General features: G+C 70.4%; 16 protein-coding genes and 2 tRNA genes. 12 read left to right on the forward strand and 6 right to left on the reverse strand.

Annotated elements, in window-relative coordinates:
* Window positions 1–199: 199 nt before the first annotated feature.
* Entirely contained in the window at window positions 200–2,800 is a 2,601-nt protein-coding gene (gene pepN, locus ACIHCX_RS00300; RefSeq protein WP_400025144.1) for an aminopeptidase N, read from the reverse strand.
* A 135-nt stretch (window positions 2,801–2,935) separates the two neighbouring features.
* On the opposite strand from pepN, the gene ACIHCX_RS00305 reads away from it, so the two are divergent.
* The gene (locus ACIHCX_RS00305) at window positions 2,936–3,610 is read left to right on the forward strand and encodes a DsbA family protein (protein ID WP_400025146.1); all 675 of its coding nucleotides are present in this window, start codon (window positions 2,936–2,938) and stop codon (window positions 3,608–3,610) included.
* Between the two features lie 158 nt (window positions 3,611–3,768).
* Here the strand turns inward: ACIHCX_RS00305 and ACIHCX_RS00310 are convergent, their stop codons facing one another.
* Window positions 3,769–5,151, reverse strand: coding sequence for an amino acid permease (locus ACIHCX_RS00310; protein WP_400025148.1), 1,383 nt, complete (start codon window positions 5,149–5,151; stop codon window positions 3,769–3,771).
* Window positions 5,152–5,555: 404 nt separating this feature from the next.
* Here ACIHCX_RS00310 and ACIHCX_RS00315 point away from each other — a divergent pair, with 404 nt between their 5' ends.
* A complete protein-coding gene (locus ACIHCX_RS00315) occupies window positions 5,556–6,137 on the forward strand; it encodes a biotin transporter BioY (RefSeq protein WP_400025149.1) in 582 nt (193 codons plus the stop codon).
* A 100-nt stretch (window positions 6,138–6,237) separates the two neighbouring features.
* Here the strand turns inward: ACIHCX_RS00315 and ACIHCX_RS00320 are convergent, their stop codons facing one another.
* Complete coding sequence (locus ACIHCX_RS00320) at window positions 6,238–7,656, reverse strand: amino acid permease (protein WP_400025150.1); 1,419 nt, start codon at window positions 7,654–7,656, stop codon at window positions 6,238–6,240.
* 218 nt (window positions 7,657–7,874) lie between these two features.
* On the opposite strand from ACIHCX_RS00320, the gene ACIHCX_RS00325 reads away from it, so the two are divergent.
* Window positions 7,875–8,360, forward strand: coding sequence for a ribose-5-phosphate isomerase (locus tag ACIHCX_RS00325; RefSeq protein ID WP_141360894.1), 486 nt, complete (start codon window positions 7,875–7,877; stop codon window positions 8,358–8,360).
* A gap of 390 nt (window positions 8,361–8,750) precedes the next feature.
* Window positions 8,751–9,572, forward strand: a complete 822-nt coding sequence (locus ACIHCX_RS00330; RefSeq protein WP_400025152.1) for an Fpg/Nei family DNA glycosylase — start codon at window positions 8,751–8,753, stop codon at window positions 9,570–9,572.
* A 40-nt stretch (window positions 9,573–9,612) separates the two neighbouring features.
* On the opposite strand, the gene ACIHCX_RS00335 is transcribed toward ACIHCX_RS00330, so the two are convergent.
* Window positions 9,613–10,854, reverse strand: coding sequence for a GNAT family N-acetyltransferase (locus ACIHCX_RS00335; protein ID WP_400025154.1), 1,242 nt, complete (start codon window positions 10,852–10,854; stop codon window positions 9,613–9,615).
* A 162-nt stretch (window positions 10,855–11,016) separates the two neighbouring features.
* Between ACIHCX_RS00335 and ACIHCX_RS00340 the strand changes: the two genes are divergently transcribed.
* Window positions 11,017–12,195: a PP2C family protein-serine/threonine phosphatase gene (locus ACIHCX_RS00340; protein ID WP_400025156.1), complete on the forward strand. Its 1,179-nt coding sequence runs from the start codon at window positions 11,017–11,019 to the stop codon at window positions 12,193–12,195.
* A gap of 12 nt (window positions 12,196–12,207) precedes the next feature.
* Window positions 12,208–12,690 (forward strand): HD domain-containing protein, encoded by a 483-nt coding sequence (locus ACIHCX_RS00345; protein ID WP_400025158.1) that lies wholly within the window; start codon window positions 12,208–12,210, stop codon window positions 12,688–12,690.
* On the opposite strand, the gene ACIHCX_RS00350 is transcribed toward ACIHCX_RS00345, so the two are convergent.
* Entirely contained in the window at window positions 12,680–13,864 is a 1,185-nt protein-coding gene (locus tag ACIHCX_RS00350) for an acyltransferase family protein (RefSeq protein ID WP_400025159.1), read from the reverse strand. The genes ACIHCX_RS00345 and ACIHCX_RS00350 overlap by 11 nt on opposite strands.
* Before the next feature lie 489 nt (window positions 13,865–14,353).
* On the opposite strand from ACIHCX_RS00350, the gene ACIHCX_RS00355 reads away from it, so the two are divergent.
* Window positions 14,354–14,548 (forward strand): hypothetical protein, encoded by a 195-nt coding sequence (locus ACIHCX_RS00355; protein WP_400025161.1) that lies wholly within the window; start codon window positions 14,354–14,356, stop codon window positions 14,546–14,548.
* Window positions 14,549–14,660: 112 nt separating this feature from the next.
* On the opposite strand, the gene ACIHCX_RS00360 is transcribed toward ACIHCX_RS00355, so the two are convergent.
* Window positions 14,661–14,731: transfer RNA gene (locus tag ACIHCX_RS00360), tRNA-Gly, on the reverse strand.
* Window positions 14,732–14,964: 233 nt separating this feature from the next.
* On the opposite strand from ACIHCX_RS00360, the gene ACIHCX_RS00365 reads away from it, so the two are divergent.
* The 5 genes from ACIHCX_RS00365 (at window position 14,965) to clpX (ending at window position 19,758) form a co-directional block, all read left to right on the forward strand.
* A tRNA-Pro gene (locus ACIHCX_RS00365) sits at window positions 14,965–15,041 on the forward strand.
* Between the two features lie 193 nt (window positions 15,042–15,234).
* Window positions 15,235–16,620, forward strand: a complete 1,386-nt coding sequence (gene tig / locus ACIHCX_RS00370; protein ID WP_400025163.1) for a trigger factor — start codon at window positions 15,235–15,237, stop codon at window positions 16,618–16,620.
* A 273-nt stretch (window positions 16,621–16,893) separates the two neighbouring features.
* On the forward strand, window positions 16,894–17,499 hold the full coding sequence (locus tag ACIHCX_RS00375) for an ATP-dependent Clp protease proteolytic subunit (protein ID WP_398142502.1): 606 nt from the start codon (window positions 16,894–16,896) through the stop codon (window positions 17,497–17,499).
* Window positions 17,500–17,630: 131 nt separating this feature from the next.
* Window positions 17,631–18,311 (forward strand): ATP-dependent Clp protease proteolytic subunit, encoded by a 681-nt coding sequence (locus ACIHCX_RS00380; protein ID WP_400025164.1) that lies wholly within the window; start codon window positions 17,631–17,633, stop codon window positions 18,309–18,311.
* Between the two features lie 160 nt (window positions 18,312–18,471).
* On the forward strand, window positions 18,472–19,758 hold the full coding sequence (clpX, locus tag ACIHCX_RS00385; RefSeq protein WP_100566838.1) for an ATP-dependent Clp protease ATP-binding subunit ClpX: 1,287 nt from the start codon (window positions 18,472–18,474) through the stop codon (window positions 19,756–19,758).
* The last annotated feature ends 48 nt before the right edge of the window (window positions 19,759–19,806 follow it).

The following is a 19,806-nucleotide window of genomic DNA, read 5'->3' on the forward strand; positions in this document are numbered from 1 at the left end:
GGCACGTTCCCCGCCCCGTGTCCGGCCTTCAACCGCTGTTACAGGCCCGTCGACAAACCTGGACAAGCCCGCCCTGAAGGACGGTTGTTCGGATACCGGAAACCCCTGATCCCCACGCGGGTGGACCAGGGGTTACGGCGAGCCGGGCACGCATCCTGTAACAGCTGTCGCGCGCCCGACCGTTGGCCAGAACTACGGCTCAGGCGGCGGACGTTCCGGCCGCCGCGTCGCACGCCTGTCCGCGCAGTGCCCGGGCCAGGTCGTCCCGGGCCTCCAGCACCAGGCGGCGCAGGGCGGGAGCGGCTCCCTCGTGCGCGGCGAGCCACGTGTCGGCCGCCTCCACCGTCCCCGGCGAGTCCTGCAACGCCGGGAACAGCCCCCGCACGACGTCCATGCCGATCTGGATGGACCGCTCGGTCCACACCCGCTCGATCGCCTCGAAGTACCTCGACGCGTACGGCGCGAGCAGCTCCCGCTGGGAGGCCTGCCCGAAGCCCGCGATCGTCGCCTCCACCAGCGCGTTCGACAACGCGTCGGAGTCCACCACCTGCTCCCAGGCCCGCGCCTTGACGTCGGCGGAGGGCCGCGCGGCCAGGCAGCGCACCTGGTGCCGCTTGCCGGAGGCGGTGTCGTCCCGGGCGAGTTCGGCGGCGAGCGCCTTCTCGTCCGCCACCCCGTGCGCCGCCAGCGGTTCCAGGAACGCCCAGCGCAGTTCCTGGTCGACGTCCAGGCCGGCGATCTCCTCCGTGCCGTCCAGCAGCGACTTCAGCAGCTCCAGGTCGTTCGGCGCGGAGGCCGTCGTGGCGAAGAAGCGCGCCCACGCGAGCTGGTGCTCGCTGCCCGGCTCGGCCTGCCGCAGCTCGCCCAGCGCGCCCTCGGCCAGCGCCCGCCCGCCGGTCTCCCGCCACTGCGGCGCCGCGTAGTGCACCAGCGCGGACTCCGCCCAGGCGTGCAGCATCTGGAGCACGCCGATGTCGGTCTCCCGGCCGGCGAAGCGCAGCACCAGGTCGACGAAGTCCCGCGCCGGCAGCAGCGCGTCCCGGGTCAGGTTCCACAGCGCCGACCAGCACAACGCACGGGCCAGCGGGTCGGTCAGGGTGCCCAGGTGCTCCCGCAGGGTCGCCAGCGAGGTCTCGTCGAAGCGGATCTTGCAGTAGGTCAGGTCGTCGTCGTTGACCAGCACCAGATCGGGCGCGTCCGCACCCGCCAGCTCGGACACCACCGTACGGGCGCCGGCCACGTCGGTCTCGGCGCGCGCGTACCGCTCCAGCGCCCCCACCTCGGACCGCTGGTACAGGCCCACCGCCACCCGGTGCGGGCGCAGCTCGGGGTGGTCCGCCGGGGCAATGACAGAGGCCTCCTGGACCACGGCCAGCTCCTCGATCCGGCCGTCGGCGCCCAGCACCACCTGCGGGGTCAGCGAGTTGACCCCGGCCGTCTGGAGCCACGACCGCGCCCACGCGCCCATGTCCCGGCCGCTGGTCTCCTCCAGCACCGCGAGCAGGTCGCCCAGCCGGGTGTTGCCGTAGGCGTGCCGCTTGAAGTAGCGCCGCGCGCCCTCCAGGAACGCGTCCTGGCCGACGTACGCCACCAGCTGCTTGAGCACCGAGGCGCCCTTGGCGTAGGTGATGCCGTCGAAGTTCAGCTTGGCGTCCTGCAGGTCGCGGATGTCCGCGGTGACCGGGTGCGTGGAGGGCAGCTGGTCCGCGCGGTACGCCCAGGCCTTGCGGCGGTTGGCGAAGGTGATCCAGCCGTCCGTGAAGCGGGTCGCGCCGACCAGCGAGAAGGAGCCCATGAAGTCAGCGAAGGACTCCTTCAGCCACAGGTCGTCCCACCACTCCATGGTGACCAGGTCGCCGAACCACATGTGCGCCATCTCGTGCAGGATCACGTTGGCCCGGGCCTCGTAGGAGGCCTGCGTCACCTTCCCGCGGAAGATGTACTCCTCCCGGAAGGTGACCAGACCCGGGTTCTCCATGGCGCCGAGGTTGTACTCGGGCACGAACGCCTGGTCGTACTTGCCGAACGGGTACGGGTAGTCGAAGTGGTCGTGGAAGAAGTCCAGGCCCTGCTTGGTGACCAGGAAGACGTCGTCGGCGTCGAAGTGCCTGGCGAGTCCCTTGCGGCACAGCGCGCCCAGCGGGATCTCCAGCCGCGTACCGTCCTCGAACACCCGCTCGTAGGAGTCCGTGACGTAGTGGTACGGGCCCGCGACCACACAGGTGATGTACGTCGAGATCGGCTTGGTCTCGGCGAACCGCCACACCCCGTCCTGGACCTCGCCCGCCCCGTTGCTCCACACCGTCCAGCCCTCCGGCGCCCGCACCTCGAAGCGGTACGGCGCCTTGAGGTCGGGCTGCTCGAAGTTGGCGAAGACCCGGCGGGAGTCGGCGGGCTCGTACTGCGTGTAGAGGTAGACCTCGCCGTCCTCCGGGTCGACGAAGCGGTGCAGGCCCTCGCCGGTGCGCGAGTAGGCGCACTGCGCGTCCACGACGAGCTCGTTGTCGGCGGCCAGGTCCTCCAGGAGGATCCGGGAGCCGTCGAAGACCTCGCTGGGGTCGAGGTCCCTGCCGTTGAGCGAGACGGCGGTGACGCTCGGCGCGAGCAGGTCGGCGAAGCTCGACGCGCCCGGCTCGTTGCAGCGGAACCGGATCGTCGTCACGGACCGGAACGTCCGCGGACCGTCCCCGGTGTCCTCGCCCACCGCGGACCGTACGTCCAGGGACACCTCGTATCCGTCGACGGACAGCAGGGCGGCCCGCTCCCGGGCCTCGTCGCGGGACAGATTCTCACCGGGCACAGGCGGCACTCCCTCGGATGGTTTCACGATGTGGACAGCACCGATCCTGCCATGCGGGTTTGCCGCGCGGCAGCCGGGAATGCCGTACGCGATCGTCGATGTTGGCACTTCAACGACCCTTTACCGAGGAGAGCCATGTCCGAGACCGCCTCCGCCGCGACCCCGTCGTCCGGCAAGACTCCCGTCGACTTCTGGTTCGACCCGCTGTGTCCCTGGGCCTGGATCACGTCCCGGTGGGTGCTGGAAGTGGAGAAGGTGCGGGACATCGAGGTCCGCTGGCACATCATGAGCCTCGCGGTGCTCAACGAGCCGAGGCTGGACGAGCTGCCCGAGGAGTACCGGGAGCTGCTGACCACCAAGGCGTGGGCGCCGGTCCGGGTGGTCACCGCGGCCTGGCAGAAGCACGGCCAGGACGTCCTCGGCCCGCTGTACACCGCGCTCGGCACCCGCTTCCACAACCGCGGCGAGGGCCCCACCCGCGAGGCCCTGGTCGCCGCGCTCGAGGAGGTGGGCCTGCCCGCCGACCTGATCGAGTACGCCGACCAGGAGGACTTCGAGTTCGACGCCGAGCTGCGCGCCTCGCACAAGGAGGGCATCGAGAAGGTCGGCCAGGACGTCGGCACCCCGGTCATCGCGGTGCCCGGCCCGGACGGCGAGCAGCTCGCCTTCTTCGGCCCGGTCGTCACCCCCACCCCCAAGGGCGAGCAGGCCGCCCGGCTCTGGGACGGCACCCTCGCGGTCGCCTCCGTCCCGGGCTTCTACGAGATCAAGCGCACCCGCACGGTGGGACCGGACTTCAGCAACCTGTGACCCGACAGGTCCGCGACCTTTGACCCGTCACCCTCTGAGCCGTCCGACCATCCTCTGAGCCGTTCCGATCGGCGAAAGCCCCCGCGAGTCGCCTTCTCGCGGGGCTTTCTCCTGCCCGTGGGGCTTCTCCCCGCTCCGGGGCGACGCCCGGCACCGCGTCAGCTCCGGGTGCGCGTGCGCTGCCGGAGGTACCCGATCGCCGCCAGGAAGATCGTCATGCCGCCCGTCGAGTACAGCTGCACCCGGGTGCCGGACTCAGCGGCCATCAGGACGAAGACCGCCGCCATACCGGCCAGGGCCACCCAGGTCAGCCACGGGAACGCCCACATTCGGACCGCCAGCTTCTCCGGCGCCTCCTGCTCCAGCCTGCGGCGCAGGCGCAGCTGCGAGACGGCGATGAAGATCCAGACGACGAGGATCACCGCGCCGATCATGTTCAGCAGCCAGGGGAAGACGTCGCTCGGCCGCCAGTAGCTCAGCAGCACGCAGACGAAACCGAAGACGGAGCTGGCGAGCACCGCCGGCCGGGGCACCCCGCCGGACACCTTCGCCAGCGCCTTCGGGCCCTGACCGCGCTCGACCAGCGAGTACGCGATGCGCGAGGAGCCGTAGATGTTGGCGTTCATCGCACTCAGCAGCGCGACCAGCACCACCACGTTCATCAGCTGGCCGGCCCCCGGGATGCCGAGGTGGTCCAGCGCGGCGACGTACGGGCCCCTCCCGACGACCTCCTCGGAGTCCCAGGGGACGAGCGTGACGATCACCGCCATGGAGCCGACGTAGAACAGCGCGATGCGCCACATCGCCGTGCGCACGGCACTCGCCACACCGCGCACCGGGTTCTCCGACTCGGCCGCCGCGATGGTGACCGTCTCCAGGCCGCCGTAGGCGAAGACGGAGGCGAGCAGGCCGACGACCAGGCCGTGGCCGCCGTGTGGCAGGAAGTCGGTGAGGTTCGAGGCGCCCGGGGAGTGCGTGCCGGGTAGCACGCCCGCGACGGCCAGCACGCCGAGGACCAGGAACAGGGCGATCGCGCCGACCTTCAGCGCGGCGAACCAGAACTCGAACTCGCCGAAGTTCTTCACCGCGGCCAGGTTCGTGCCGCAGAACACCACCATGAACAGCGCCACCCACACCCACTCCGGCGTGCCCGGCAGCCACCCCGTGACGATCTTCGCGGCGCCCATGCCCTCCAGACCGACCGCGGTGCACAGCAGCACCCAGAACGACCAGCCCGCGGTGAAACCGGCCCACGGACCGAACGCCCGCTCGGCGTGCGCGGAGAACGAGCCCGACGACGGATACGCGGCCGACATCTCCCCCAGCATCCGCATGACCAGCATCACGAGCGTGCCGGACAGGGCGTAGGCGACGACGATCGAGGGTCCGGCGGCGGCGATGCCCGCGCCGGAGCCGACGAACAGGCCGGCGCCGATCACACCGCCGAGGGCGATCATCGACAGGTGGCGCTGCTTCAGACCGTGGGACAGGGAGGCGTCGTCCGCCCGCGGGGGCGTTTCGACACGGGTGCTGCTTGGCATGGGCGGCTCGTCCGGTGGGGGGATACGAAAGCCCCCACAGTCTGGGCGGCCGCCGTGTCGCGACGGATCGGCCGCTCACCATCCGGACGCGCTCCGTGCGCAGCGTGAGACGGCGACTACCCCGCGCCGGGTGCCCCCGGCCGTCGCGCGGTGCGAGGTGCCGCGCATGATCGAGCAGCCGGGCCGTTTGGCGGGATCCTACAGTCGCGCTTCCCTCGGCGGGCGGGGCGGAAACCGCGTCAACTCAGTGACAGGCGTCACGCCCCACCGGGTGTAGGGCCGCTCCTTTGTGGGGAACCGACCAAGCGTCCGTTCCCCCCTTGTCGGGCGCTGACGGTGATCGTCGCGCCGCCGCTGGGATAGCGTCACGCTGTCCCGAACCGTCCTCACCCCGCGGAGTCCCCATGAGCACCGCTGCCGCCGCCCCCGCCCGTACCGGGGTCGTCCTCGCCGACCTGCTGCCCTCCTCCCGCGTCCGGGACGCGGCGCTCGTGGTGGGCGGCGCCGCGCTCACCGGACTCGCCGCCCAGATCTCGCTGCCCGTGCCGCACTCCCCGGTGCCGGTGACCGGCCAGACCTTCGCGGCGCTGCTCGTGGGCACCACGCTGGGTGCCGGCCGCGGTTTCCTCTCCCTGGCGCTGTACGCGCTCCTGGGTGCGGCGGGTATGCCGTGGTTCGCCGGCGGCGCCTCGGGCGTGGGCTCCGTCTCCTTCGGCTACGTCGTCGGCATGCTGCTCGCCGCCACCGTCGTGGGCGCCCTGGCCCGCCGCGGCGGCGACCGTAACGTCTGGCGCACGGCCGGCACGATGGTGCTGGGCCAGGCGGTCATCTACGCGGTCGGCGTGCCCTACCTGGCCCTGGCCACCGGCATGTCCGCGTCCGCCGCGCTCGCCGCCGGCCTCGTCCCGTTCCTGATCGGCGACGCCCTCAAGGCCGCCCTGGCGATGGGCCTGCTCCCCACCGCCTGGAAGCTGGCCGGCAAGTGACCGTCCGCCTCGCCACGTCGTAGGGACCACCGAAGAGGCCCGCCGGGTGACGTCGCACTGCGACGTCACCCGGCGGGCCTCTTCGGTGGTCCGGGCGTCGTCAGCCGACCGGGACCTTGGCCGTCTCCTCGGCGGCCGGGCCCGTGTCCGCCGTACGGCCGCGTCCGAGCTTGTGCCGGACGAGGGAGATCGCCAGCACGATCGCCGCGACCAGCAGCGACAGCAGCACCGTCTCGCGGCCGTCGTGCTCGGTGTCGGTCAGCATGTAGACGAAGATGAAGACGATCAGCGCGGCGGCGGCCCACGTCAGATACGGGTACAGCCACATCTTCACGACCAGCTTCTCCGGCGCCTCCCGCTGGATGATCTTCCGCATCCGCAGCTGCGAGAAGCAGATCACCAGCCAGACGAACAGGGCGACCGCGCCGGAGGAGTTGACGAGGAAGAGGAACACGGAGTCCGGGAACCGGTAGTTGAAGAACACCGCGACGAAGCCGAACACGACCGACGAGACGATCGCGGCCATCGGCACACCGCGGCGGGTGGTCCGCGCGAACGCCTTCGGCGCGTCCCCGCGTTCGCCGAGCGAGAAGGCCATCCGGGAGGCGGTGTAGAGGCCGGAGTTGAGGCAGGAGAGCACCGAGGTCAGCACGATGAAGTTCATGATCTGACCGGCGTGCGCGATGCCGAGGGAGTCGAGGGCGGCCACGTAGGAGCCCTTCTCGGCGATCGACTTGTCGTTCCAGGGGAGCAGGGCGACCACGACGAAGACGGAACCGAGGTAGAAGACGCCGATGCGCCAGATGATGCTGTTGGTCGACTTGGTGACGGCGCGCTGCGGGTCCTCCGACTCGCCCGCCGCGAGGGTGGCGATCTCGCTGCCCATGAAGGAGAAGACGACGAGCAGGACACCGGTGAGGATGGCGCCGGGCCCGTGCGGCAGGAACCCGCCGTGGGCGGTGAGGTTGCTGAGCCCTGCCTTGTCGCTGTGCACGCCGGGCAGCACGCCGAAGATCGCGAGCGCGCCGACGACGATGAACGCGCCGATCGCCACGACCTTGATCCCGGCGAACCAGAACTCGAACTCGCCGTAGGAGCCGACGGACACCAGGTTGGTGGCGGTCAGCACCACCATGACGATGAGGGCCCAGCCCCACTGGGGCACGGCCGGTACCCAGCCGGAGAGGATCTTGGCGCCCGCCGTCGCCTCCACGGCTAGCACGACGACCCAGAAGAACCAGTAGAGCCAGCCGATGGAGAACCCGGCCCAGCTCCCGAGCGCCCGGTCGGCGTGCGCGGAGAAGGAACCGGAGGTGGGGTTGGCGGCGGACATCTCGCCCAGCATGCGCATCACGAGGACGACGAGCGTGCCGACGAGGGCGTAGGAGAGAAGAATGCCCGGCCCGGCGGTGGCGATGGCCGAACTGGAACCGACGAAGAGACCGGCGCCGATGACGCCGCCGATGGCGATCATCGACAGATGGCGGTTCTTGAGACCGGCCTGGAGTCCCGAAGTCATGGGGGGAATTCCTTTGCTCTGGTGGAGCGGTTCCCCGTACGAGCGGCGTACGAGATGGTCCAGTGAAACGGAGGCAATGGAATCCGTGAACCTTCGAAATGTAATTGTTACTTGAGGTTTCTTTGAGCTTTGAAAGATTAGTCACTTTCTTCTTGTGGATGTGATAATGCGCTGACCCCGGCGCTGCCGCCTGCATTCCGCCATGTCACACTCGGACCATGCGCGTGTATCTCGGCTCCGACCATGCGGGCTTCGAACTCAAGAACCACCTCGTCGAGTGGCTCAAGGCGGCGGGTCACGAGCCCGTCGACTGCGGACCGCACATCTACGACGCCCAGGACGACTACCCGCCCTTCTGCCTGCGCGCGGCGGAGCGCACGGCCGCGGACCCCGACTCCCTCGGCATCGTGATCGGCGGCTCCGGCAACGGCGAGCAGATCGCGGCGAACAAGGTCAAGGGCGTGCGCGCGGCTCTCGCCTGGAGCGAGGAGACGGCCTCCCTCGGCCGCCAGCACAACAACGCGAACGTCGTCGCGGTGGGCGCGCGCATGCACACCACGGAGGAGGCGACGAAGTTCGTCGAGACCTTCCTCGGCACCCCCTTCTCCGGTGACGAGCGCCACATCCGCCGCATCGACATGCTCACGGCCTACGAATCGACGGGCGACCTCCCCCCGATCCCGGCCCACCACCCCCAGCAGTAGCCGCCCCCGCACCGCCACAGGCCGGGGCCCCCGGCAGAGCACTGTCGGGGGCCCCGGCCAGGGGTGCAGGGGACGGAGTCCCCGCGGGGCCTGGGGCTGAGCCCCGGGCCCGGACGTAGCCCAGCCGGGCGGCCGGGGCCGAGCCACAGCCCGGGCGCCTCGGACGAAGCCACAGCCCGGGGCGCCTCGGACGTAGCCCCAGCCCGGGTGGCCGGGGCGCAGCCCCAGGCCCGGGCACCCTTTCACCCACCGAGACGGGCGGGTGGGTGGGAAACGGGGTCCGGGGCGCAGCCCCGGCGGGGTCTGGGGCAGAGCCCCAGGGCCGGCGCACCCCTCCACCCACCGAGTCGGGCGGGCGGGCGGGCAAAAAACCGCAAGAAAGGGACACCCGTGCCAGAGGGGCACACCATCCACCGCCTCGCACAGGACTACGCCGCCCACTTCTCCGGCCGGCAGGCCCACGTCACCAGCCCCCAGGGCAAGTTCTCCACCTCCGCCACCCTCCTCACCGGAGCGGAGCTCACCCGCACGGAAGCCCACGGCAAACACCTCTTCCTCCGCTTCCGCGACGGCGACTGGATCCACATCCACCTCGGCCTCTTCGGCAAGGTCACCTTCGGCGACGCCCCTGCGCCCCCGCCCACGGACACCGTCCGCCTCCGCCTCGCCAACGCGACCTCGTACGTCGACCTGCGCGGCCCCACCACCTGTGCCCTGATCACCGACGCCGAGAAGCAGGCCGTCCACGACCGCCTCGGCCCCGACCCCCTGCGCCCCGACGCCGACCCCGACCGGGCCTACGCCCGCATCCGCCGCAGCCGTACGACCGTCGCCGCCCTGCTGATGGACCAGAAGGTCGTCGCGGGCGTCGGCAACGTCTACCGCGCCGAGGTCCTCTTCCGGCACCGCGTCGACCCCTACCGCCCGGGCAGGGACCTCACCCCGGCCGAGTGGGACGCCATCTGGGCCGACCTCGTCGCCCTCATGCGCGAGGGCGTCCGCAACAACCGCATCGACACCGTCCGCCCCGAGCACACCCCCGAGGCCATGGGCCGCCCGCCCCGCGTCGACGACCACGGCGGCGAGGTGTACGTCTACCGCCGGGCCGCCCTGCCCTGCCACGTCTGCGGCACGGACATCCGCACCGCCGACCTCGCCGCCCGCAACCTCTTCTGGTGCCCCACCTGCCAGCAGCCCGCCAAGGCCGGATGAGGCGCCCGGCTTCAGAAGAAGGCCGGATGAGACGCCCGGCTCAGAACCCGTGCGGCAGCCACGGCGCCACCGCCGAGCCGAACGCCACCGACGCCTGAGCCAGCGCCCCGCTCCGCAGCTCCCGCACCCGTCCGGCCGCCGCGAGCCCGGTCAGCGGCACGCCGCCGAGGTACACCGCCCCCAACTCCCGTACGGACAAGGAGAGATCCGCCGTGTCCGAGGTCCGCTCGCAGGACGCGCCTTTCGCGTCCCCGGTCAGCCGCCACCGCCCGGCGTTCCAGGGGCAGAAGTCGTCCGCCACCTCCATCACCACGTCCACCGGCGTCTGGTAGATCCGCGCGGCCAGCGCCGCCCCCACGTCCACGAGCCGCACGTACAGCGCGTCCCGCAGCCGCGGCCGGCACCGCCGGATGTCGGACACCAGGTACTGCCAGGCGTCGTCGACCGGCCGCTCCCGCACGACCAGCGTCGAGGTCAGATCGATGCCGAACAGGAAGCGCCACAGCGCGGCGTCGCTCGCCGGGTCCAGCGCGGCCAGGTCGCTCAGGTACACCGTGCCCTCGTGCCCGCCGGTTCCCCAGCCCGGCTTGACCCGGTAGCGGGCGTACCCCGTGACCTCGCCGGCCCGCTCGGCGACCACGCACTGCAGCGGCGAGGCGCCGTTCCGCGCGCTCTCCGGGTCGATCAGCGCCACCCGCCCCCAGCCGGGCTGCCGAGCCAGCATCCCGGGCCGGCCGGGCACCAGCCGCGCGTAGACCGCCTCGCAGTCGTCGAGCACGTCGGCGGGTGCCGCGTACCGCAGGCGTATGTCGTCCGTGCCGGCCGGGACCGTCAGACCGGACCGGTCGGTGTCGATCTCGGCGCCGAGCTCGAAGGCCGCTGCGCCGTAGCCGAAGCGGCCGTAGATCGCCGGCTCGGAGGCGGTCAGCACTGCCAGCGGCTCGCCCCACGAACGCACGTCGTCCAACTGCCGCCGCATCATCGACGTCAGCACACCGCGCCGCCGGTGCGTGGCGGCCACGCTCACCATGGTGACGCCGGCCGCCGGCAGCAGGCCGCCGCCCGGCACGGTGATCCGGAAACTGAACGCCCCCGCCGTGCCCACGCACGCGTCCCCGTCCCAGACGCCCAGGGAACGGTCCACTTCGGTCAGGGAGTTCCACGCCTCCCGCTCCTCGTCCGGCTCCGGGACCCCGCCGAAGGCGCGGACCAGATTGTCGTACCAGCGGTCCCACTCGTCCCGCCGCAGCACCCTCAGCCTGGTTGCACACTCAGTCGCCATGCGCCATGCCTACCAGCGCGCCACGGACCCTGCGAACGAATTTCGTCCAGGTGGCAGCGAGACGGCCGCCGGTGAAGTTCACTGTGAATCCGAGCCTCGGACGGGGGACAAGTGGGACCTCCCGTGCCAAGCCTCAGGTCGGATGGATAGGGTCCCCAACTAATGGCAGCAGGACGACAGCGGCGCGCGGAAGCCGAGACGTTCACGGCCCGGTTGAAGATGCAGTGGCACCGGGCCCGCGTCGGCGTGCGCAGAGCCGCCGTCGACTACTTCCGCGGGGACGGCTCGGACTGGATCGCGCTCGGCGGTCTGCTGCTGACCATCCCGCTGATCCTGGTGCTGACGCTCGCCAACTCGGTGTGGTTCTCACCGGTCGCGCTGGTGCTGCCCATCGTCGCCGGCGGGCTGCTGCTGCGCCCGGCGAGCCTGCTCGGCCTGTACGCCACCGCGGCCACGGCGCTGATCGTGGAGTCGGTGCGGCTCGGCCCGTACACCGAGGGCCCGTCCCGGGTGACCCCGGGCGTGGTGCTCGTGGTTGCCGCCTGCGGCTTCTTCGGGCTTCTGATCGCCCAGTTCCGCAGCCGGGTCGGCGTGCCCTGGCGGCGCGGCGGCACCATGCTGTTCGACCTGCGCGAACGCATCCGCGTCCAGAGCAAGCTGCCGCAGCTGCCCGACAGCTGGCACCACGAGATGGCGCTGCGTCCGGCCGGCGGCCAGTCCTTCTCCGGCGACTTCGTGGTCGCGGCCCGGACGAACGGCGGCCGCACCCTGGAGGTCGTGCTCACGGACGTGTCCGGCAAGGGCATGGACGCGGGTTCGCGGGCGCTGCTGCTGTCGGGCGCGTTCGGCGGTCTGCTCGGCAGCCTGCCTCCGCACGCGTTCCTGCCCGCCGCCAACGGCTACCTGCTGCGCCAGGACTGGGACGAGGGCTTCGCGACCTCCATCCACCTGGTGCTCGACCTGGACTCCGGCGACTACGAGCTGTACTCCGCGGGCCACCCGCCGGGCCTCCAGCTCAGCGCGGGCAGCGGACGCTGGGAGGAGAAGGCCGCCGAGGGCCCGCTCCTCGGCGTGTACGACGGCGCCCAGTTCGACCCGGTCAAGGGCTCCCTGTGCGCCGGGGACGTCCTGATGCTGTTCACCGACGGCCTGGTGGAGACGGCCGAACGCGACATCGTCGAGGGCATCGACCGCCTCACCGGCGAGGCCGACCGGTACGTCGCCGGCGGCTTCCACGGCGCCGCCTGGCACCTGATCGAGGCGGTGGCCAAGGACGTCAACGACGACCGCGCCCTGCTCCTGATCTGCCGCGAAGGCCCCACGGCCCTGGCGGCACGCTGACACACTGGGCACGTGACCGACACGCCCCGCGCCCCGCGCACCCTGTCCCTGGCCGAGGTCGAGGCGGTCGCCCGGGCCGCCCACGAGGGGCAGACCGACAAGGCGGGCCGGCCCTACGCCGAGCACCTGCGAGCCGTCGCCGAGGGCGTGCGGGCCCGGGGCGGTGACACCGAGCAGATCGCGGCGGCCTGGTTGCACGACTCCGTGGAGGACGGCGTCCTGTCCGAACAGTGGCTGCGCGAGGCCGCGCTGAGCCGTCGGACGCAGGACATCGTGCGCGCGGTCACCAAGCGGGAGGGGGAGGACCCGGAGGCGTACGCGCGGCGGATCCTCGCCGTGCCCGGCGCGCTGCTGGTCAAGGAGGCCGACCTGGCGCACAACGCCGACCCGGTCCGCCTCGCGGTCCTCGACGAGGCCACCCGCGACCGGCTGACCGGGAAGTACGCGCGGATGCGCGCGCTCCTCGGCCTCCCGGACGGCTCTCTCAGGCGCTGACCGAGCCGGACTTCTCCCACTGCGCCCGCGGTGCCTCCCGGCGCTCGCGGGCCTGCTCGCCCGCGTCCCGCCGGAAGGCCCACTTCATCTCCGGCTCCATCACGCACCGGAAGACGCGCCGCACGGGCCGCGTGCACAGCAGGGTGATGACCGCCGCCGCCAGGACGGTGGCGAGGATCTCGCCGAGCGGGCCGTGCAGCCAGGCCTGGTCGAACCAGCCCCGGAACTCGGCGCCCTTGATGACGAAGCCGTGCAGCAGATAGCCGTACAACGTGCCCGTGCCGAGCGCCGTGAACCACATCCGGCGGCCCGGCACCCAGGCGAAGAAGCAGGCGGTCAGCACCAGCGAGCAGCCGAACAGCGCCAGTGTCATCACCGGGCCGACCCACCAGGGCGCGCCCAGATCCTGCGCGGCGTCGCGGTGGTAGAACCAGGAGGCGTTCATCCGAGGCGCCGCCCACCAGGCGGTGACCAGCGCCGCCGCGAACACCGGCACCGACGCGATCCGCGCCGAACGGCGGCGCACCAGCCGGAAGTGCTCGGCCCGCAGCGACAGGCCCAGCACGAAGAACGGCAGGAACTGGAGCACCCGCTGCATGTCCAGGTCGTTGCCGATGGCCGGGCTGAGCGAGGCCAGCATGGCGATGCCGAGCGCGAGCGGCAGCGGCCGGCGGAACAGCTTCCACAGCGGGGCGGTCAGCCGCCAGACGAACAGGGCGCACAGGAACCAGGTCAGGTACCAGGGGTCGAGGAGGCTGATGTCCTGGTCGGGGCTGTGGCCGGCGTAGCGCTTGAAGAGGGAGAGGGCGGTCTCGAAGACGACGTACGGCACCACGACACCGGTGACCAGCCGTTTGAGCCGGTCGGGCCGGGCGTCGAAACTGCGGGAGAAGTAACCGGAGATGATGATGAAAGCCGGCATGTGGAAGGCGTACACGAACATGTAGAGGCCTTGCAGGACGCGGCTGTCGCCCTTGAGTTGCGCCCAGGAGTGCCCCACTGCCACCAGCACGATCGCCAGGTATTTGGCGTTGTCGAAGAACGCGTCGCGCTGTTTGCCGGGTCTTCCGTCCGGCTCGCCCGATCCGTGCGGACTCGGCGCTGCCGGCGCCGGCGCCTGTGCCGGAGGGAGCGGTGTTCTGTTCTGGCCTGGGGAAGGGGCGGCGTGGAACATCTGAGGCACCCTAGTGCCGTCCTGGGGGTTCCGTAAAAGCGCCGCCGTTACGCGCCGCTATTCACCGCGGCTATCGCGGATTTGACGAAGTCCGCGGGCCTTCACGCGTGACGGTCGACACAGCCCGGGAGCCGTTCGCGCGGGCTGCGTCACCCCCCATGTCCGGACTCGTCCTGATGAGTTGACACCCGAGTTCGTGTCTTGGGCAACAATTCGAATTCCTTGCGAACATCATGTGGATGGCATGTGACCGATCGCCGTGAATTCCCGGTGGTGACGGGCGCGGCGACCGTCGCCGAAATGCCGTACGAAGCGCGGCCCGAGGAGCACCGCGCCCCAGTGGGAAAGATCCCCGGAACGAGGAACTTGGCCGATGATGCGTCAGCCGCCGCATGCGGGAGCCGCGTTGGTGGCACGATGGTTCCAGCGGGGTGCGCGGGGCTGGCGTCCGCGGGCCGGGAGAGCTACCGACCAAGGGTGTGATCAGTTGTGGCCATTTCACTGTCAGTGGTGCTGATGTTGGCGATCATCCTGGTGGTGCTGCTCCGAGGCGGATCCATCAAGGCCGGCCCGGCCATCGTCGCCGTACTCTTCGGCTTCTTCCTCGCCTCCACCGGAATGGCGCCGTCGATCGACCGCTTCCTGAACTCGATAGCGCACACGATCAACACGATGAGCTTCTGACAGCTGACAGCTGACAGCTGACAGCGGGCAGTCGACAGGCAAGCGGCGTGCCGGAAACCGATCAGGACCAGGTCGGAGGACTGTTCCTCCGGCCTGGCCCTGAGCCGTACAGAGCGGGCGACGGGAATCGAACCCGCGTAGCCAGTTTGGAAGACTGGGGCTCTACCATTGAGCTACGCCCGCACACAAGGCGCCGTTGGTCTGCCGACCGCGGCACACAAGGCATCGTAGCGGGTCGTGCGCCGTCGACGCACACTCCGTTCCCGCGAGGTGTCCCGCGAGGCCCCCGCGAGCCGCTTGCGCCCCGCCGCCCTGCACGGCCCGGCGCCGGCCCGTGCCGGGCGGCGTGATTCCGGCGGTCGCGGAATGCGACGACCGCACTGCCTGCGGGCATGTACCCTACGTGTCGCACCAGACGGGGTGTGGCGCAGCTTGGTAGCGCGTCCGCTTTGGGAGCGGAAGGCCGTGGGTTCAAATCCCGCCACCCCGACCATCCGCCGGCCGCCGGTCGGCGTCACCACGTGTGATCGCCTTTGGGGGCGCGGAGTGGCTGCGGTTACTATGCAAACTGCGCGCCCGTGTGTCCGGTCCTGCTGGGCCAGCGAACTCCTCCGGGCGGGGCGAAATCCGCCGGACCCATCTGGCCCCGGCAGAATCCAAGCAGTCAGCCACAAGGAGACCGAACCGTGAAGAGCGCCGTGGAGACCCTGAACCCGACCCGGGTTCGGCTCACTGTCGAGGTGCCCTTCGAGGAGCTCAAGGACAGCCTCGACGCGGCGTACAAGAAGATCAACCAGCAGGTCACGGTGAAGGGCTTCCGCAAGGGCAAGATCCCGGCCCGCGTCATCGACCAGCGGTTCGGCCGCGGTGCGGTTCTCGAGGAGGCCGTCAACGACGCGCTGCCGAAGTTCTACACCGAGGCGGTCAACGAGGCGGAGCTGAACCCGCTGGGCCAGCCCGAGGTCGACATCACCGAGCTGAAGGACGGCGAGACGCTGAACTTCACCGCCGAGGTCGACGTCCGCCCGGCCGTCGAGATCCCGGACTACTCCGGCATCGAGGTCGAGGTCGACGCCGTCGAGGTCACCGACGAGGACGTCGACAAGGCCGTCGAGCAGCTGCGTGAGCGCTTCGCCTCGACGACCCCGGTCGAGCGTGCCGCCGAGGACGGCGACGTGGTCACCATCGACCTGGAGGCCAAGGTCGAGGGCGAGGTCCTCGAGGACGGCGTCGCCAATGGCGTCTCCTACACCATCGGCTCCGGCGAGCTGCTCGACGGCATCGACGACGCCGTGAAGGGCCTGGAGGCCGGTGGCGAGGCCACCTTCACCTCCGAGCTCAAGGGCGGCTCCGCGGCCGGCAAGGAGGCCGAGGTCACCGTCAAGGTCACCCAGGTCGCCGCGCGCGAACTGCCCGAGCTGGACGACGACTTCGCGCAGCTCGCCTCCGAGTTCGACACCCTCGAGGAGCTGCGCGCGGACAGCCGCAAGCGCCTGGAGAACATGAAGCAGTACGACCAGGCCACGCAGGCCCAGGAGCGCGTCCTGGACAAGCTGCTCGAGCTGGTCGAGGTCCCGGTCCCCGAGAAGCTGCTCGAGGACGAGATCAACACCCGCAAGCACAACCTGGAGCACCACCAGCTCGGCCAGATGGGCCTCACCCTCGACAAGTACCTGGAGATCCAGGGCAAGACCGCCGAGGAGTTCGACACCGAGACCCACGACGCCGCGGTCAAGGGCATCAAGACCCAGTTCGTCCTCGACGAGCTGGTCAAGACGGAGAAGCTCAACGTCAACCAGGAGGAGCTCACCGAGCACCTCATGCGGCGCGCCGCCTCCTCCGGCATGTCCCCCGACCAGTTCGCGCAGGCGGTCGTCGAGCAGAACCAGGTTCCGATGCTGGTCGGCGAGGTCGCCCGCGGCAAGGCCCTGGCCGTCGTGGTCGAGGCCGCGACCGTGAAGGACACCAACGGCGAGATCGTCGACCTGGACGACGAAGAGGAAGCCGCCGAGGCCGCCGAGGCTGCCGAGACCGCCGCCGAGGGCGAGGGCGAGGAGAAGGCCGAGGCCTGATCCGTACGGCATACGGATGCGCACGGAGGGCGGGCCCCGGGTACGTTGGTGACCTGGGGCCCGTTCGCTTTTCCGAAGACCGTTTCCGAGGACTGTTTCCGAGGACCGTGCGCTACGCCCCCGGCGAACACTCCCCTCAGCGGGATTCGCCGAAGGGAGCCGCGCGTTAGGGTCCATGAGTACGGGGGCAGGGGAGTCCCCAGCCCCTGGCAGGAACACGTGAGACGGCCCGGCGCCGTCGTAAGACGAGCAGGTGGATACGTGACGAATCTGATGCCCTCCGCCGCCGGCGAGCCTTCCATCGGTGGCGGCCTCGGCGACCAGGTCTACAACCGGCTGCTGGGCGAGCGGATCATCTTCCTCGGCCAGCCGGTCGACGACGACATCGCGAACAAGATCACCGCACAGCTGCTGCTCCTTGCCGCGGACCCGGACAAGGACATCTACCTGTACATCAACAGCCCCGGCGGCTCGATCACGGCCGGCATGGCGATCTACGACACCATGCAGTACATCAAGAACGACGTGGTGACCATCGCCATGGGCCTCGCGGCCTCGATGGGACAGTTCCTGCTCAGCGCGGGCACTCCGGGCAAGCGCTTCGCGCTGCCGAACGCCGAGATCCTGATCCACCAGCCGTCCGCCGGTCTGGCCGGCTCGGCCTCGGACATCAAGATTCACGCCGAGCGGCTGCTGCACACCAAGAAGCGCATGGCCGAGCTCACCTCCTTCCACACCGGCCAGTCGGTCGAGCAGATCACCCGCGACTCCGACCGCGACCGCTGGTTCGACGCCCACGAGGCCAAGGAGTACGGCCTCATCGACGACGTCATCACCTCGGCCGCCGGCATGCCGGGCGGCGGCGGCACCGGGGCCTGAGCCGCTCCAGGGGGCGCAGGAGGCCCCCTGAGCCGCTCCCGCGGAGTCCCGGCCCCGTGCGGGTGTCCGAGACCTCCCCGCGCAGCCCAGCCAGCCCCAGCCGACCGCCCAGCCCCTTTCCAGGAGACACCGTGAACGACTTCCCCGGCAGCGGCCTCTACGACCGTGCGCGTGCCGAGTACAACGGCCCCACGGCCGAGTCCCGCTACGTCATCCCGCGCTTCGTGGAGCGCACCTCCCAGGGCATCCGCGAGTACGACCCGTACGCGAAGCTCTTCGAGGAGCGCGTGATCTTCCTTGGCGTCCAGATCGACGACGCCTCCGCCAACGACGTCATGGCGCAGCTGCTGTGCCTGGAGTCGATGGACCCCGACCGGGACATCTCGGTCTACATCAACAGCCCCGGCGGCTCCTTCACGGCGCTCACCGCCATCTACGACACGATGCAGTTCGTGAAGCCCGACATCCAGACCGTGTGCATGGGCCAGGCCGCCTCCGCCGCCGCCATCCTGCTGGCCGCGGGCACGCCGGGCAAGCGCATGGCGCTGCCCAACGCCCGGGTGCTGATCCACCAGCCGTACAGCGAGACCGGCCGCGGTCAGGTCTCCGACCTGGAGATCGCCGCCAACGAGATCCTCCGGATGCGTGCGCAGCTGGAGGAGATGCTGGCCAAGCACTCCACCACGCCGATCGAGAAGATCCGTGAGGACATCGAGCGCGACAAGATCCTCACGGCCGAGGAGGCCCTGTCGTACGGGCTGGTCGACCAGATCATCTCGACCCGGAAGATGAACAACGCGTCCGTCCGCTGACGGGAGGCAGTATCGTCTGCCACTCCTTGGCACGGTGCACGTCAAAGCGAAACCGTGCCAAGGGGGGCCCGAACGAGGGGCCCGGCAAGGTACCGTCGACATAAGGCAGCACCAGGAGCCGCTGGACGTAGGCGTCTCCCAGGCGAAGGGGAAGCACACCGTGGCACGCATCGGTGACGGCGGCGATCTGCTCAAGTGCTCGTTCTGCGGCAAGAGCCAGAAGCAGGTCAAGAAGCTCATCGCAGGGCCCGGTGTGTACATCTGCGACGAGTGCATCGATCTCTGCAACGAGATCATCGAGGAGGAACTCGCGGAGACCAGCGAGGTGCGCTGGGAGGAGCTGCCCAAGCCCCGCGAGATCTACGAGTTCCTGGACGGGTACGTCGTCGGCCAGGAGGCCGCGAAGAAAGCCCTGTCCGTCGCGGTGTACAACCACTACAAGCGCGTCCAGGCCGGCGAGAACGGCGGCGCGCAGGGCCGTGACGACGGCATCGAGCTCGCCAAGTCCAACATTCTGCTGCTGGGCCCCACGGGCTCCGGCAAGACCCTGCTGGCCCAGACGCTGGCCCGCATGCTGAACGTCCCGTTCGCCATCGCCGACGCGACGGCGCTGACGGAGGCGGGGTACGTCGGCGAGGACGTCGAGAACATTCTGCTGAAGCTGATCCAGGCGGCCGACTACGACGTCAAGAAGGCCGAGACCGGGATCATCTACATCGACGAGATCGACAAGGTCGCGCGAAAGAGTGAAAACCCCTCCATCACCCGTGACGTGTCGGGCGAGGGCGTCCAGCAGGCCCTGTTGAAGATCCTCGAGGGGACCACGGCCTCGGTCCCGCCCCAGGGCGGCCGCAAGCACCCCCACCAGGAGTTCATCCAGATCGACACGACGAACGTCCTGTTCATCGTGGGCGGCGCCTTCGCGGGCCTGGAGAAGATCATCGAGGGCCGGGCGGGTGCCAAGGGCATCGGGTTCGGCGCGACGATCCGCTCCAAGCGGGAGCTGGAGACCAAGGACCAGTTCGAGGACGTCATGCCCGAGGACCTGGTCAAGTTCGGCATGATCCCGGAGTTCATCGGCCGGCTGCCGGTGATCACCTCGGTCCACAACCTGGACCGCGAGGCGCTCCTGAAGATCCTGGTCGAGCCGCGCAACGCGCTGGTCAAGCAGTACCAGCGCCTGTTCGAACTCGACGGCGTGGAGCTGGACTTCGAGCGTGAGGCCCTGGAGGCCATCGCCGACCAGGCCATCCTCCGCCAGACCGGCGCCCGCGGCCTGCGCGCCATCATGGAGGAAGTGCTCCAGGGCGTGATGTACGAGGTCCCGTCCCGCAAGGACGTGGCCCGCGTGGTCATCACGGCCGACGTCGTCCTCTCCAACGTCAACCCGACCCTGATCCCGCGCGACGCGCGCGGCCGCGGTCCGGGCGAGCAGAAGACGGCGTAACCGCCGCCGCGCGAACGAGTGGAACGAGTAAGGGGCCCCGGTCGATTC

This window comes from Streptomyces sp. NPDC052043 (assembly GCF_044548235.1).
Lineage (GTDB): Bacteria > Actinomycetota > Actinomycetes > Streptomycetales > Streptomycetaceae > Streptomyces.